Origin of the sequence: Frondihabitans sp. PhB188, from assembly GCF_003752365.1 — a bacterium.
In the GTDB taxonomy this organism is placed as follows: Bacteria; Actinomycetota; Actinomycetes; order Actinomycetales; family Microbacteriaceae; genus Frondihabitans.
In genome coordinates this window covers 1,028,042-1,042,006 of sequence record NZ_RJUO01000001.1, presented here as the reverse complement: position 1 = coordinate 1,042,006, position 13,965 = coordinate 1,028,042, and the positions used below count along the sequence as shown (strand labels likewise).

General features: G+C 72.1%; 16 protein-coding genes. 6 read left to right on the top strand and 10 right to left on the bottom strand.

Features of this window, described 5'->3' with window-relative positions; translation table 11 throughout:
* Positions 1-13 precede the first annotated feature (13 nt).
* Positions 14-970, top strand: a complete 957-nt coding sequence (locus EDF46_RS04925; protein WP_123505112.1) for an NAD-dependent epimerase/dehydratase family protein — start codon at positions 14-16, stop codon at positions 968-970.
* Here EDF46_RS04925 and EDF46_RS04920 read toward each other — a convergent pair.
* Complete coding sequence (locus EDF46_RS04920) at positions 967-1,773, bottom strand: tryptophan-rich sensory protein (protein WP_123505111.1); 807 nt, start codon at positions 1,771-1,773, stop codon at positions 967-969. The two genes, EDF46_RS04925 and EDF46_RS04920, sit on opposite strands and share 4 nt — an antisense overlap.
* Before the next feature lie 103 nt (positions 1,774-1,876).
* Here EDF46_RS04920 and EDF46_RS04915 point away from each other — a divergent pair, with 103 nt between their 5' ends.
* The 3 genes from EDF46_RS04915 to EDF46_RS04905 are packed head-to-tail and all read left to right on the top strand — an operon-like array spanning position 1,877 to position 4,777.
* On the top strand, positions 1,877-2,878 hold the full coding sequence (locus EDF46_RS04915) for an SDR family oxidoreductase (RefSeq protein ID WP_123505110.1): 1,002 nt from the start codon (positions 1,877-1,879) through the stop codon (positions 2,876-2,878).
* The gene (locus tag EDF46_RS04910) at positions 2,875-4,326 is read left to right on the top strand and encodes an NAD(P)/FAD-dependent oxidoreductase (RefSeq protein ID WP_123505109.1); all 1,452 of its coding nucleotides are present in this window, start codon (positions 2,875-2,877) and stop codon (positions 4,324-4,326) included. The genes EDF46_RS04915 and EDF46_RS04910 overlap by 4 nt, the downstream gene beginning before the upstream one ends.
* Positions 4,327-4,336: 10 nt before the next feature.
* Positions 4,337-4,777, top strand: coding sequence for an SRPBCC family protein (locus EDF46_RS04905; RefSeq protein ID WP_233579827.1), 441 nt, complete (start codon positions 4,337-4,339; stop codon positions 4,775-4,777).
* Here the strand turns inward: EDF46_RS04905 and EDF46_RS04900 are convergent.
* Positions 4,774-5,007, bottom strand: coding sequence for a hypothetical protein (locus EDF46_RS04900; protein WP_233579825.1), 234 nt, complete (start codon positions 5,005-5,007; stop codon positions 4,774-4,776). The genes EDF46_RS04905 and EDF46_RS04900 overlap by 4 nt on opposite strands.
* A 31-nt stretch (positions 5,008-5,038) precedes the next feature.
* On the opposite strand from EDF46_RS04900, the gene EDF46_RS04895 reads away from it, so the two are divergent.
* On the top strand, positions 5,039-5,491 hold the full coding sequence (locus tag EDF46_RS04895; protein WP_123505107.1) for a MarR family winged helix-turn-helix transcriptional regulator: 453 nt from the start codon (positions 5,039-5,041) through the stop codon (positions 5,489-5,491).
* Positions 5,492-5,498: 7 nt separating this feature from the next.
* On the opposite strand, the gene EDF46_RS04890 is transcribed toward EDF46_RS04895, so the two are convergent.
* Together EDF46_RS04890 and EDF46_RS04885 are read right to left on the bottom strand one after the other, a co-directional pair.
* The gene (locus EDF46_RS04890; protein ID WP_233579824.1) at positions 5,499-6,011 is read right to left on the bottom strand and encodes a hypothetical protein; all 513 of its coding nucleotides are present in this window, start codon (positions 6,009-6,011) and stop codon (positions 5,499-5,501) included.
* A gap of 61 nt (positions 6,012-6,072) precedes the next feature.
* Complete coding sequence (locus tag EDF46_RS04885) at positions 6,073-6,474, bottom strand: ATP-dependent DNA ligase (protein ID WP_199738192.1); 402 nt, start codon at positions 6,472-6,474, stop codon at positions 6,073-6,075.
* A 274-nt stretch (positions 6,475-6,748) separates the two neighbouring features.
* On the opposite strand from EDF46_RS04885, the gene EDF46_RS04880 reads away from it, so the two are divergent.
* Positions 6,749-8,113, top strand: a complete 1,365-nt coding sequence (locus tag EDF46_RS04880) for an amidohydrolase family protein (protein ID WP_123505105.1) — start codon at positions 6,749-6,751, stop codon at positions 8,111-8,113.
* A 20-nt stretch (positions 8,114-8,133) separates the two neighbouring features.
* Here EDF46_RS04880 and add read toward each other — a convergent pair whose 3' ends face one another.
* From add to EDF46_RS04850, 6 genes are read right to left on the bottom strand one after another with little or no spacing between them, the layout of a single operon-like run.
* On the bottom strand, positions 8,134-9,153 hold the full coding sequence (gene add, locus EDF46_RS04875) for an adenosine deaminase (RefSeq protein WP_123505104.1): 1,020 nt from the start codon (positions 9,151-9,153) through the stop codon (positions 8,134-8,136).
* Positions 9,154-9,162: 9 nt separating this feature from the next.
* A complete protein-coding gene (locus EDF46_RS04870; protein WP_123505103.1) occupies positions 9,163-10,026 on the bottom strand; it encodes an alpha/beta fold hydrolase in 864 nt (287 codons plus the stop codon).
* Positions 9,933-10,922 (bottom strand): ABC transporter substrate-binding protein, encoded by a 990-nt coding sequence (locus tag EDF46_RS04865; protein ID WP_123505102.1) that lies wholly within the window; start codon positions 10,920-10,922, stop codon positions 9,933-9,935. The genes EDF46_RS04870 and EDF46_RS04865 overlap by 94 nt, the downstream gene beginning before the upstream one ends.
* Before the next feature lie 28 nt (positions 10,923-10,950).
* Positions 10,951-11,745 (bottom strand): ABC transporter ATP-binding protein, encoded by a 795-nt coding sequence (locus EDF46_RS04860; protein WP_123505101.1) that lies wholly within the window; start codon positions 11,743-11,745, stop codon positions 10,951-10,953.
* Complete coding sequence (locus EDF46_RS04855) at positions 11,742-12,845, bottom strand: iron chelate uptake ABC transporter family permease subunit (protein ID WP_199738191.1); 1,104 nt, start codon at positions 12,843-12,845, stop codon at positions 11,742-11,744. The genes EDF46_RS04860 and EDF46_RS04855 overlap by 4 nt, the downstream gene beginning before the upstream one ends.
* The gene (locus EDF46_RS04850; protein ID WP_123505100.1) at positions 12,842-13,906 is read right to left on the bottom strand and encodes an iron ABC transporter permease; all 1,065 of its coding nucleotides are present in this window, start codon (positions 13,904-13,906) and stop codon (positions 12,842-12,844) included. Before EDF46_RS04850 ends, EDF46_RS04855 begins: the two co-directional genes overlap by 4 nt.
* Positions 13,907-13,965 lie beyond the last annotated feature (59 nt).

Genomic DNA, 13,965 nt, shown 5'->3' with positions numbered 1-13,965 from the left:
GTTGCGTGGGGGCATGAGACGCGTGCTGATCCTCGGCGGCACGGCCTGGCTGGGGCGCGAGGTCGCCCGCCGGGCCGTCGACAGCGGCGCCGAGGTGGTGTGCCTCGCGCTCGGCGACTCCGGCGACGTGCCCGCCGGGGCACGCCTGGTGCGCGCCGACCGCCGGCAGCCGGGCGCCTACGACGCGCTGACCGGCGACTGGGACGACGTCGTCGAGATCTCGTACGACGCCGAGCTCGTGCGCTCCGCCCTCGAAGCGCTCGCCGCTCGGGCCGCGCACTGGACGCTCGTGTCGACGATCTCGGTCTACGCCCGCGACGACGAGCCCGGCGCCGACGAGTCGGCCCGGCTTCTCGAGCCCGGGTCCAACGGATACGGCGAGCAGAAGGTCGCCGCAGAACGCGACACGGCGGACGCGGTGGGAGACCGCCTGCTGATCGCCCGGGCCGGCCTCATCGTCGGCCCCGGCGACCCGACCGACCGCTTCGGCTACTGGCCGGCTCGCCTCAGCCGGGGCGGCGCGGTCGTCGTGCCCGAGACGGACGACCGGTTCGTCCAGGCGATCGACGTCGGCGACCTCGCCTCCTGGATCACAAGCGCAGGAACGCGCCGCCGCACCGGCATCGTCAACGCCGTCGGCGAGCCCGTGCCGTTCGGCACGTACCTCGCCGAGGTCGCCGACGTCGTGGGCTTCGACGGCGCCCTCCGCACCCTCGACGACGCCGCGCTGATCGCCGCCGGAGTCGACTACTGGGCGGGCCCCCGCTCGCTGCCGCTGTGGCTTCCCGCCGACGCGACGGGTTTCGCACGGCGCTGCAACAGGGAGTTCGTGGCGTCGGGCGGCGTGCTCCGACCGCTCCGCGAGACGATCGCTCGGACTCTCGTCGACGAGGTCGAGCGCGGTGTCGGCCGGGTGCGGCGGGCGGGGCTGAGCGCCGCTGCGGAGGCCGAGCTGCTGGCGGGCGGCTAGCGGGGCGACGGCACGCGCGCGGGGTGGCGCGATGGGCGCCGGCCCCGGAACACGGCGGTGACGACGAGCACGCCAGCCACGACGACCAGGGCGGCGACCGCCGTCGGCGTCGACTGCGGCGCACCCGAGAGTCGGGCGATGGCGATCCAGACCAGCCCCCACGAGAGCGAGATCGCGGGCGTGAGGCGCCCGTTCCCGACGACCGCCAGCAGGACGCCGACCAGCCCCGCGACGATGACGACGGCGGCCGACCAGGCCTCGGGGGCGATGCCGAGGCCGTCGAAGCCGAGGTCGACGAGCCACGCCGTGACGTTGGCAACCGTCGCGACGCAGACCCAGCCGAGGTAGAGGCCGATCGTGCCGTCGGTGAACACCGCGTCGAGGGGGTTCGTCGAGACGGTCGAGTACGCGATGCGGAACGTGATGCCGAGCACGACGAGAAGCACGACGATGACCGGCACGCTCAGCCACAGCTGGTCGAACTGGATGCTGAGGATCCACGCCGCGTTCAGCAGCAGCGATGCGGCGACCCACCAGCCCAGCCGGCGGTGGCGCTCGGCCGTCGCCTGCGCGGGCACGAACTGCCACACGGCGTAGGCGAGGAGGCCGACGTAGATGATGCCCCAGATCTGGAACGCGCCGGTGCCGGGTGCGACGAGAGTGGCGTCGGCGGCGAGCGCCCCGCCGGCGGCCTCGGCGATCGGCGTGCCGCCGGCCGCGCCGGAGCCGATGAACGACCCGACGATGGCGAGAACGGCGCACACGGCGACGGTGATGTGGCGGATGCGGTCGAGCGTCGTCATGGGGCCATCTTGCCCGGCTCCGCGGCGTTCGGCGCGCGCACTCCTCCCTGTACCCCTCCACAGCGGCGAGTGAGCAGACTGGAGAGCCGACCCAAGGAGTTCCATGCCCGCCAAGATCGCAGTAGTCACCGGAGGAACCGCAGGCCTCGGCCGCGCCATCGTGCGAGAGCTCGCCGAGCGGGGCTGGGACGTCGCGATCCTGGCCCGGGGCGAGGACGGCCTGCAGGGCGCCGCGGCCGACGTCATGCGCGCTGGCCGGCGGGCCCTGCCCCTCTCGGTCGATGTGGCCGACAACGACGCCGTCGAGGCGGCGGCTGAGCAGATCGAACGCGATCTGGGCGAGATCGACCTCTGGGTCAACGACGCGATGGCCGGCGTGTTCGGCGAGTTCGTCACCACCGAGCCGCGCGACTTCGAGCGCGCCGTTCAGGTCAACTTCTTCGGCTTCGTCAACGGCACCCGCGCGGCCCTGACGCGCATGAAGCCGCGCAACCGCGGCCACATCATCCAGATCGGCTCGGCGCTGGCGCACCGCGGCATCCCGCTCCAGGCGGCCTACTGCGCGTCGAAGCACGCGATCACCGGCTTCACCGAGTCGGTTCTGACCGAGCTGATCCACGACAAGAGCGCCGTGCGCATCTCGCAGGTCGACATGCCGGCGATGAACACCGTCCAGTTCAACTGGGTGAAGTCGCAGCTGCCGCATCACCCGCAGCCGGTGCCCACGATCTTCGAGCCCGAGACGTGCGCCCGCGCCGTCGCCGACGTCGCCGACAGCCCGCGCCGCCGCAGCTGGATCGGCGAGCCGACCGTCATGACCGTGCTGGGCAACCGCTTCGTCGCTCCGTTCCTCGACGTGTACCTGGCGAAGACGGGCTACTCCGGCCAGCAGGCTCCTGATAAGAAGGACCCCATGCTGCCGTCCAACCTCTACGAGCCTGTCGCCGGCGACCACGGGTCGCGCGGCATCTTCAGCGACAAGGCGAAATCGACCAGCCCGCAGATCTGGTACACCCAGCACCGCACCGTGTCGTACGTCGCCGCCATCGGCGCTGCGGCGGCCGGCGTCGGCGCCCTCGTGGCCGGTCTCAAGAAGCGCGCGTGACCGACGACGCGATCGTGGTCGGCGCCGGGCCCAACGGCCTGGCGGCTGCGGTCGTTCTCGCGCGCGCCGGCGTGAAGGTCACCGTCCTCGAGCGGAACGACACGATCGGCGGGGGAGCGCGCACAGCCGAGCTGACCCTGCCCGGGTTCCGGCACGACGTCTGCTCGGCCGTGCACCCGATGGGCGCCGTGTCGGGGTTCTTCCGCCGGTTCGAGCTCGACAAGCGCATCCGGATGATCACGCCGGACGTCAGCTATGCGCACCCCCTCGACGGCGGCCGAGCCGGCATCGCCTACCGCGACCTCGAGCAGACGGTGGCCGGCCTCGGCGTCGACGGCCCCTCGTACCGCCGTCTGCTCGCCGACCTCGTCGACAGGGACGATGCTCTGGCCGAGTTCTCCCTCTCCGCCCTGCTCCAGGTTCCCCGACACCCGGCAACCATCGCCCTGTTCGGACTGTCGATGCTCGATCAAGGCATGCCGTGGTGGAACGAGCGCTGGCGCAGCGACCTGGCACCGTCCATGCTCGCGGGCGTCATGGCGCACGCGATCCGGCCCATGCCCAGCCTCTCGGCGTCGGCGGCAGGCCTCGCGCTGGCTGTGCACGCTCACGCTCGCGGCTGGCCTCTCCCCGAAGGCGGCAGCCAGAGCATCGTCGACGCGATGGCCGCCGACGTCGTCGCCCACGGCGGCACGATCGAGACCGGCGTCGAGGTCGCCTCGCTCGACGAGGTCGGCCACGCCCAGGCAGTCGTGCTCGACGTCAGCGCCCGCTCGCTCGCCGACATCGGCGGCGAACGCCTCCCGGGCTGGTACTCCCGTGCGCTCCGCCGCTTCCGCTACGGCAACGCCGCCTCAAAGGTCGACTTCGCGCTGTCGGAGCCCGTCCCGTGGCTGAACGAGACCGTCCGCCGCTCGCCCACCGTCCACCTCGGCGGAGACCGGGCCGGCGTCGCGCTCTCGGAGCGCCAGGTGGCGCAGGGCCGCCACGCCGACGTGCCGTTCGTCCTGGCCGTCCAACCCGGCACCGTCGACCCGACGCGCGCGCCCGAGGGCAAGGCCGTGCTCTGGACCTACAGCCACGTGCCCCGCGACTCCGACGTCGACCAGACCGAGACGATCACCCGGCAGATCGAGAAGTACGCCCCGGGCTTCCGCGACACGATCCTCGCGTCGGCATCGAAGACGGCGCAGGAACTCGGCAACTACAACCCCAACTACGTCGGCGGCGACATCGCCACCGGCGCACCCAGCGTCCGGCAGCTCATCGCCCGACCGGTCGTCGACGTCGATCCGTGGCGCACGCCCGTCCCCGGCGTCTACCTCGGCTCGTCGTCCGCGCCGCCCGGGCCGAGCGTCCATGGCCTCGGCGGCGCCTACGCGGCGCGGAGCGCTCTCCGCCACGAGTTCGGCATCCACACCCTTCCCGATCTGTCCGTCGGGGCCTGAGAGGAGCACCGTGTCCGTCCGCCACCGCTTCATCGCCGCACCGCCCGAGGCCGTCTTCGAGGTGCTGGCCGACGGCTGGCTCTTCCCGAGCTGGGTCGTCGGGGCCTCGCGGATCCGCGGGGTCGACGACGCCTGGCCCGCCGTGGGCGCCGAGATCCACCACTCCTTCGGCGTGTGGCCCGCCGTCATCGACGACACCACGCACGTGGTCGCGTGGGACGCCCCGCGTCACGCGCACTTCGTCGCTCAGGGCTGGCCGATCGGCGAGGCGACGGTCATCATCGACGCGAAGCCGCGGCCCGGCGGGTGCGTCGTGCGCATGGAGGAGTACGCCTCGAAGGGCCCGGGCCGGCTCGTGCCGGCGCCGCTGATGGCGGCCGCCCTGAACGTCCGGAACGTCGAGGCCCTCCGGCGCCTCGCCTGGCTCGCCGAGGGCCGCGCGGGCGTCTAGACGGGGCAGTTCAGCTGCGACGGACGCGACGCGGTGCCGCGCTGGATGTCGTGCAGGCGGAGCGGAGTGCCGCAGACCGGGCACGACGGATCCGCAGGCGCCCGGTACGGCTCCTCCGGGTGCCCGGCGCCGAGCGAGGCCGGGCCGGCGATCGGGTACAGGAAGCGGTTGAGCCGCCCGATGAGGCCGCGGGAGTGCTCGTACGGGTTCGGTGCTTTCTGCTTGTCCACGAATAGTTAGTGTACGCGCTAATCTAGGTGCATGTCGAAGACCGATCTCGCCGACCCGCTAGCCGACCCGCTCGCCCTCGATCGCCAGGTGTGCTTCGCTCTCGCCGCCACGAGCCGCAGCGTGATCGCGCTCTACCGGCCTGTGCTCGAGCCGCTCGGGCTGACGCACCCGCAGTACCTCGTCATGCTCGCCCTGTGGGAGCGCAGCCCGCTCCGCGTCCGCGACCTGGGCGACGAGCTGTTCCTCGAGCCGGCCACGCTGAGCCCCCTGCTCAAGCGGCTCGAGTCGGCCGGGCTGCTCACGCGCGAGCGCAACCCCGGCGACGAGCGGTCGCTCGATGTCGCGCTGACACCCGCCGGGCACGCGCTCCGCGAGAAGGCGCTGGCCGTGCCCGGCCAGATCGTCGAGCGGCTCGGCGTGCCGCTGGCGCAGCTCGAGCGAGTGCGAGACGAGCTGACGGCGCTGCTCGCCGCCACCCGTTGACCGCCGCCTAGGGCGTCGCCTCGTGGTGCGGCGCCCCGTGGGTGCGCCGGTTCTCTTTCATCTCGGCCTCGTAGAGGTGCCGCCTGCCGTCGGCGAGCTCGTCGCGCGCTCGTGCTTCGAACGCTTTGGCGGAGGCGTAGTAGCCGTCGTCGTAGTCCTCGACGATCTGGAAGGTCCAGCGGCCGCGGATGGCGTTGCGGCCGATGACGTCGTGCTCGAGGGCGTCGGCGAGTTCCTGCGCCCCGGCTTCTCTCAGCAGCTCGGCGGCCTCGCCCAGCGCCAGGTCGCCCATGCCGGTCAGGCGGTGGAAGCCGTAGAGGAGGCCGCGGGCGTGCTCGATCACCTCGAGGCCCTCCGAGAGCTTTCCCAGGGCGGTGACCACCTCGTCGCTGACTCCGTCGGGGCGGGTGTGCTGGGGGTCGGGGTCGTCGTGGGAGGGCGCAGGGCCGTCGGAGGAGGGCACCGGGCCGTCGGAGGAGGGCGCGGGGCCGTCGTGGGTAGTCGCAGTGTCGTCGCTCATGAGTGCAGTGTGCCCGCGGCCCGGGGTGACCGACCGCTCCCTGCGGAAAGCACGGTGCGGATCAGGATCCCGCCGGACGTGCAGCCCGGGTCGCCGTGCCCAGGGGGCGCTCGGGGAGCCCCACCGGCGTCGTGGCGTCGGCGTCGATCGTGACGTCCACGGAGTCGCTCGGCTCGTCGACGACGTACAGGCCGCGTCCCGAGCCGGCGGCTTCGTAGAGCACCTGCAGCCAGGCGGCGCTGATCTCGGGCATGCGGCTGCCGGCGAACTTGAAGTGGAGGCCGCTCGCGGGCGTCACCCAGATGGTCGACCGCCCGTCGCCCGACTCGCGGGAGTCCATCCACGAGAATGCGAAGCTCTCGTTCTTGCGGAGCTTGTTGATGATGACTATCTGGAGGTGGGCCAGGGTGCGGTCCTCGATCTGGAGGTCGAGTCGCTCGCTGTTGTAGACCAGGTAGCCCATGGGTGTCTCCTTCGGAGTGTGCGCCCGACCGGACACTCCGAAGGAGCTGTCGAGCGAAGCCCGTGAGACCCCGCTCGTCTCGCACGCCTGATCCATCTAATCGCGCGAGTGAGAATAATCCTCACTCATCGAGATAAACCGGCATAGGGATGGACATAATCGAGCCTGTCTGTTATGCACCTGTCGAACAGTCGCAGGCGCTCACGCGAGTCGAGTCGCACCCGTTCTCCTCCGGCGATCACGATGGGGGAGTCGGGCAACTAGTGTCGTCTGCATGCGCATCCTGACCGCCGACCACCTCGTCACCATGAACGCCGCCCTCGACGTGATCGTCGGGGGAGCGGTCGCGATCGACGGCGACGCCATCGCCGCGGTCGGCACGATCGACGAGGTCGTGGCGGCGCATCCCGGCGCTGCGCGCGACGACCTGGGCCCCGTCGTGCTGATGCCCGGCCTGATCAACGCGCACCATCACTCGGGCATGCTGCGCGGCACGGCCGAGCACCTGCCGGTGTGGGAGTGGCTGCGGCTGCACATCGACCCGATGCACCGAGTGCTCCGGCCGGAGGAGGCCGAGGCCGCCGCGTGGCTCTGCTACGCCGAGGGCATCCTGTCGGGCACGACGACGGTCGTCGACATGTGGCGCTACCTCGACGGCGCGGCGCGGGCTGCCGAGACGCTCGGCAACCGGCTGGTGACTGTCAACTACACCGGCGCGCACCCCGACTACGACTACTTCGACACGCTCGACGACAACGAGCGCATGCTCCGCGACTGGAGCGGGGCGGCGAACGGCCGCATCGTGCCGTGGGTCGGCCTCGAGCACCCCTTCTACGCCGACGACGCCGGCCGCGAGCGGGCGATCGCGATGGCCCGCCACTACGACACCGGCCTCTACACGCACCTCAGCGAGTCCGAGATCGAGCTGGCCGAGTTCGACGAGCGGTACGGCGCGCGCCCGATCCAGGCTCTCGAGAAGCTCGGCTGGTTCGATGCGCCGCGGGCGTTCTTCGCCCACGCCGTGTGGCTCGACCAGTCCGAGATCGAGGTGCTCGCAGGCCGGGCCGTCGGCATCTCGCACAACCCCGTCAGCAACATGAAGCTCGCGAGCGGCATGGCGCCCGTCGCCGAGTTCCTGGCTGCCGGGATTCCCGTGGGCCTCGGCACCGACGGCGAGAAGGAGAACAACAACCTCGACATGTTCGAGGAGCTCAAGACGGCGTCCCTCCTCGGCAAGCTCCGCACGATGGACGCTGCCGCCATGGACTCGTGGGAGGTCCTCACCATGGCGACGGTCGGCGGTGCGAAGGCACTGGGGCAGGAACTGCGGCTCGGCTCTCTCGAGGTCGGCAAGCAGGCCGACCTCATCGCCGTGCGCTCGGACACGCCCCGCATGACACCGCTGATCGGCGAGGGCCCGTACGCGAACGTGCACCACAACCTCGTGCACGCCGTCCAGGGCTCCGACGTGTCGCTGACCATGGTCGCGGGCGCGGTCGTCGCTCGCGACGGCGTCCTCGTGAACGCCGACCTCGCCGAGCTGATCGCCCGCGTGCGCTCGCTCGTGCCCGGCCTCTTCGCCCGGCGCTCGGCGTACCTCGCGTCGGTGGGCGACCCCGACGGGCTCTTCCCCGCCTAGGCGCCCCGCCGTCGGCGGCCCTACTGCGCCGCCACGAACTCCCGCACCTCGGCGACGTAGGCCGCGACGCGCTCGGCGGGCAGCCAGCTCGCCTCGAACGAGTTGATCGCCAGCTGCGCGAGCGTGTCGCGGCCGAGCGCGTACTGCTCGGCGAGGCGCACGTAGTTATCGGCGACGTAGCCGCCGAAGTACGCGGGGTCGTCGGAGTTCAGCGTCACCCTCGCGCCTCGCGCCAGCAGGTCGACCATCTCGGCTCCCTTCATCGAGGCGGTGACGAACGAGTTCGAGACGGGGCAGCAGGTCAGGCCGATGCCGGAGCCCACCAGGGCCTCGACGAGCGCCGGGTCTTCGACGATGTTGGTGCCGTGGTCGATCCGGTCGACGCGCAGCTCTTCCAGCACCCAGCGGATGCTGTCGATCGAGCCGACCTGGTCGATGTCGCAGTGCATCGTGAGCCGAAGCCCCTCGGCGCGCGCTCGGCGGAAGACGGCCTCGAACTTCGTCGGCGGGTTGTCGCGCTCGTCGGAGTCGAGACCGACGCCGACGATCCAGTCGCGGTAGGGGAGCGCCTCCTCGAGCGTGGCCATCGCGGAGTCGGTCGGCAGGTCACGGAGGAAGCACAGCACGAGCGCGGCGTCGATCCCGAGCTCCGCCTCGGCGCGGACGACGGCCCGCCGCAGGCCCTGGATCACGGTGTCGAAGGCCACGCCGCGGCTGGTGTGCGCCTGCGGATCGAAGAACATCTCGACGTGCCGCACCCCGTTGGCCCGGGCGCGCTCGAGGTAGGCCCAGGCGAGGTCGTCGAAGTCGTCGGCCGTCACCAGGACCGCCATCGCGGGGTAGTAGACGGCGAGGAACGACGTGAGGTCGTCGAACACGTACGTCGCCCGCATCTCGTCGACGGTCTTCTCGGCCAGCTCGATGCCGTTTCGCTCGGCCAGGGCGAACCGCAGCTCGGGCTCGAGAGTCCCTTCGAGGTGCACGTGGAGCTCGGCCTTGGGCAGGCCGTACGCGAAGGCGGCCAGGTCGTCGGAGGTCATGCGCTCAGGCTAGCGACTGCCCGCCACCAGCTCGGCCACCAGCGCCGCGCACGCCTCCGGCGCCTCCGCCACCTGCATGTGCCCGGTCCCGGCCACGACGACGAGCCGGGCGCCGTCGATGGCGGCGTGGATGCTCAGCGTGTGGGCGCGCTCGATCGAGTCGCGCTCCCCGCAGGCCACGAGCACGGGGCAGGTGATGCGCGCCAGGTCGTCGGGGGTGAGGCTCGGCTCGGAGTACCAGAGGGCGACGGCCTTGTCGACGACCACGGCGAGGTGCCCGACGCCGTCGGGCGAGACGGCGGCGTAGTCGGGAGCGACGGCCGCGACGAGGGCCTCGGCGAGCTCCGCGCGGGAGAGGGTGCTCGGCGCCATGCCCGACGGGTCGAGGTTGCCCGAGAAGGCCGCGACCGACGACACGAGCTCGGGCCGCCGGGTGGCCAGCATCAGGCCGAGCGACGCACCGTCGCTGTGCCCGACGACGTGCACGGGCCCGCCGATCGGCCCCTCGATCATGGCCACGGCCTCGGCGAGCATCTGCTCGAAACCCAGGGGGCCGTCGATGTCGGGCGTCCGGCCGTGCGCGCGCCGGTCGTAGGCCCAGAGGTCGTGGTCGACGGCCAGTCTGCGCGCCAGCGGTTCGAAGACCCGCGAGTCGGAGAGCCCGCCGTGCAGCAGCAGGACCTTCGGCGACCCGGCGGGGGCCTCGCTCAGTCGGCGGAACCAGACCGGGAGGCCGCCGACGTCGTGCGTGCTGCCGCGCAGGCTCAGCGGATCGGGGTTCAGCTCGTCACCACCTTCGACTCGGCGAGGTAGCCGGCGAGCTCGGTCATGTAGCCCGCCTGGCCGACGTAGTCGAGGCCGGCCGAGAGCCACCGGTAGACCTGGTCGGAGGTGATGGCCGCCGTCTTCGCCAGCGTCGGCTGCGCGGCGAGCTCCTTCTTCTGGTACCCCGACTGGTTCAGCAGGATGACGTCGCCGCCCGCCTTGCCCGCGTTCTCCCACGAGTAGATGCCCCAGTAGTAGCCCTTGGGCGTCGGCTTCACGAAGTCGACGCCGAGGTCGGCGTAGAGGTCGAGTGCGGGGTCCTCCGCCGCCTTGACGACGTAGTAGCCGTCGGCGTCGGCGTAGACCGTCGCGACCTTCACCTTCGACTCCTCCGCCGCGGACTGGAGCTTCGCGCTCGCCGTGTCGAACGCCTTCTTGGCGGTCGCGATCGTTCCGGCCTCGGCGCCGAGTGCCGACGACAGCTTCACGATGCTCGAGATGACGTCGGCGCCGTCGCCGCCCATGACGATCGTCACGATGGGCGCGATCGCCTCGACCTGCTTCATCTGCGCGAGATCCGAGAAGCCGAAGTCGGGCTGGGCCTTGTCGATCGTGCCCTTCGCGTCGACCGGGTAGACGTCGGCGACGATGAGGTCGGGCTGGAGCGCCGCGAGCTTCTCGAGGTCGAACGAGCCGTACTCGGTGCCGACCTGCGTGATGCCCTTCGTGTCGAGCTTCTCGAAGCGGGCGTCCTTCGTGATGTCGAACGAGCCGAACGTGCCGACCGGCGTGATGCCGTAGTTCATCAGCGAGACCACCGTCTCGCCTTGGCCGACGATCTTCGTCGGCCGGTGGTCGAGCGTGACGGTCTTGCCGAGGTCGTCGGTGAACGACCACGTCGCGGTCGTGGCCGTGCCGGTGCTGTCTCCCGACGTGGCGGAGCAGCCCGACAGGGCGAGGGCGGCCGCGGCGACGACGGCCAGGGCGGTGGCGATTCTCTTCATTCAGGATTCCTTCGGTGGTGGCAGGGGGTCAGTCGTCTTCGGGGACGACCAGGGGCGTCCCGGTGACGGGGTCGGGGATGACGCGGGCGCGCAGGCCGAACGCGAGCTCGAGCGTGGCCGGCGTGATGACCTCGGCGGGCGGGCCGTCGGCCACGACGCCGCCTCCGTGCAGGACGACGAGGCGGTCGGAGTAGCGCGCCGCCAGCGACAGGTCGTGCAGCACCATGACCACAGTGGAGCCGCTCTCGCGGTTGATGCGGCGGACCAGGCGGAGCACGTCGAGCTGGTGGGTCAGGTCGAGGAAGGTCGTCGGCTCGTCGAGCAGGAGGGTCGCGGCCTCCTGGGCCACGACGAGGGCGATCCAGACGCGCTGGCGCTGTCCTCCCGACAAGGCCGCGACATCGCGGTCGGCGACGTCGGTCAGGCCGGTCGCCTCGAGTGCGCGGTCGACGACGGCCGCGTCGTCGGGCGACCAGGGGCGCGCCCAGGTCTGGTGCGGGTTGCGGCCGCGGAGCACGAGGTCGCGCACGCTCATGCCCGGGGGAGCGCTCGGGCTCTGCGGCAGGAGAGCCAGGCGGCGCGCGACCTCCTTGGTGGCGAGGCGCGCGATCGGCTCGCCCTCGAGCAGCACCTCGCCCGCGGAGGGCTTCAGGATGCGCCCGAGCGCCTTCAGCAGCGTCGACTTGCCGCTGCCGTTCGCGCCGACCAGGGTCGTCACCGAGCCCGGCTCGATGCGGAGGTCGAGGCCGGCGAAGACGGTGCGCCCGTCGTAGGCCAGGCGGAGGCCGCGGGCCTCGAGGGCGGGAAGCGTGGTCGTCGTCACGACACGAGCTCCTTTCGGTGGCGGACCAGCAGCCAGATCAGGTACGGAGCCCCGACGACCGTGGTGACGAGGCCGACGGGCACCTCGCCCGGGAAGACTGTCCGCCCCGCCAGGTCGGCGGCCAGGACGAGCGCGGTGCCTACCAGGCCGGAGAGGACGATCGGGGGGCGGGAGGTTGCTGCGACCCGGAGAGCGACCTGGGGCACGACGAACGCGACGAAGCCCACGGGGCCGGCAGCCGCCACGGCCGCGGCCGTCAGCACGACGGCGAGGGCGATCACCGTCAGGCGGTGGCGCTGGATCGACAGGCCGACGCCCACCGCCGTCTCGTCGCCGAGCTGCGACAGCCCCAGCGCCGTGCTCGTCGCGATCGACAGCGGCACGGCCACCGAGGCGACCGCCAGCAGGGGCCAGAGGCTCGGCCACGACGCGCCGCTCAGCGAGCCGACGAGCCACACCGTGGCCTGCTGGGCCTCTGAGATCTGGGCGCGGACGAGCAGGTAGCTGGTGATCGCGGTCAGGACGGAGCCGACGCCGATGCCGACCAGGATGAGGCGGTAGCTCTCGACGCCGCCGCGCCAGCCGAGTCCGTAGACCAGGGCCGCCGCGATGAGGGCGCCGAGGGTCGCTGCGACCGGGATGCCGCCGCCCAGCAGGAGAGTGCTCACCGAGTAGGTTCCGCCGCCCAGCACGATCGCCGCGACGGCGCCCGCCGAAGCGCCCGAGGTGACGCCGATCACGTCGGGCGTCGCCAGCGGGTTGCGCGTGAACGTCTGCGTGAGGGCTCCGGCGATCCCGAGCACGAGGCCGACCAGGGCGCCGGTGAGGGCGCGGGGCAGACGCAGCTGCAGCACGATCAGGCGCTGGAGGTCGGTGCCGCCGCCGGTGAGCGCGCGGACCACGTCGACCGGAGTCAGCGCGACGCTGCCGACGCCGATGCTGACGACGAGCAGCACCAGGGCCGCGGCGAGAGCCACGACCGTCACGGCGATCAGGCGAGGCCGCCAGGCGAGGCCGATCGGGCCGACGACGACGCCTGCTCGCGGGTTCCTGTCCGGCCCGCGCACGGCAACGGGCGACGTCGACACTCGCCCGCTCACAGCGCCACCAGCGACCGGCGCCGCGCCACCGCGACGAAGAACGGCCCGCCGAGCACCGCAAGCACGATGCCGACCTGCACCTCGCCCGAACCGCCGATCAGCCGCCCGACCACGTCGGCCCCGAGCACGAGCGCGATGCCGATGAGCATTGACGCGGGGATCAGGTACCGGTGGCTCCCGCCGACGATCGCCCGCGCGAGGTGCGGCACGACGAGTCCGACGAAGCCCACCGGCCCGGCGGCGGCGGTGGCCGCCGCCGTCAGGAGCGTGATCGACGCGAGGCCGGTGATCCGGGCGACGAGCACGTTCTGGCCGAGGCTGCGGGCCATGTCCGAGCCGAGCCCCAGGTTGTCGAGGGCGCGCGAGTTCAGGAACGCCAGCACCAGGCCGGCCAGCGCGAACGGCACAACCGACGAGATCACGCCGGCATCGCGCCCCGACAGCGATCCGACGACCCAGAGGCGGTACGCGTTCAGGGCGTCCTTGTCGGCGAGAACGATGAACGAGGTGAAGGCGTCGAGCAGCGCCGAGACCGCGGCTCCGGCCAGTGCCAGCGGGACGGGGCTGGCCGTGCCGCTGCCGGCGGCCGTGATCGAGAATACGGCGACGCTCGCGACGAGGGCTCCGGCCAGGGCTAACCAGACGTCGAGCCCGGTGTCGGCGACTCCGAACACGAAGACGCCGATGACGACCGCGAGCCCCGCGCCGGCCGAGACGCCGAACAGCCCGGGGTCGGCGAGCGGGTTGCGCGTCTGCCCCTGCATGACCGCGCCGGCGACGCCGAGGCAGGCGCCCACGACGATGCCGAGAATCGTCCGGGGGATCCGCACGCCCTGGACGATCGTCGTCGCCTCGTCGTCGCCGGGGTGGAGAAGGGCCTCGAACACGCGCAGGAACTGCACGTGGTTGCTCCCGAACGCCACACTCGCCGCCGCCGTGACTGCGACGGCCACGACCAGGCCGAGCAGAATGCCCACGCGCCTGCGCCCGGGGCCGCGCCGCCGGTCCGCGACTGCGGCGCCGTGCGCGGGCGTGGGGGCAGGCGCGGCGGTCTGGGTCACGAGAGGTTAGCTTAGGCTATCCTCACCTACCGCGCGTCGACGTTGCTCGGTGTCGAGTA

Excerpts from the sequence above, each read along its gene's own strand:
- EDF46_RS04880 (WP_123505105.1), top strand. The coding sequence starts at position 6,749 with ATGCGCATCCTGACCGCCGACCACCTCGTCACCATGAACGCCGCCCTC.
- EDF46_RS04865 (WP_123505102.1), bottom strand. The coding sequence starts at position 10,922 with ATGAAGAGAATCGCCACCGCCCTGGCCGTCGTCGCCGCGGCCGCCCTC.
- EDF46_RS04885 (WP_199738192.1), bottom strand. The coding sequence starts at position 6,474 with ATGGGCTACCTGGTCTACAACAGCGAGCGACTCGACCTCCAGATCGAG.
- EDF46_RS04925 (WP_123505112.1), top strand. The coding sequence starts at position 14 with ATGAGACGCGTGCTGATCCTCGGCGGCACGGCCTGGCTGGGGCGCGAG.
- EDF46_RS04915 (WP_123505110.1), top strand. The coding sequence starts at position 1,877 with ATGCCCGCCAAGATCGCAGTAGTCACCGGAGGAACCGCAGGCCTCGGC.
- EDF46_RS04920 (WP_123505111.1), bottom strand. The coding sequence starts at position 1,773 with ATGACGACGCTCGACCGCATCCGCCACATCACCGTCGCCGTGTGCGCC.
- EDF46_RS04895 (WP_123505107.1), top strand. The coding sequence starts at position 5,039 with ATGTCGAAGACCGATCTCGCCGACCCGCTAGCCGACCCGCTCGCCCTC.
- add (WP_123505104.1), bottom strand. The coding sequence starts at position 9,153 with ATGACCTCCGACGACCTGGCCGCCTTCGCGTACGGCCTGCCCAAGGCC.
- EDF46_RS04890 (WP_233579824.1), bottom strand. The coding sequence starts at position 6,011 with ATGAGCGACGACACTGCGACTACCCACGACGGCCCCGCGCCCTCCTCC.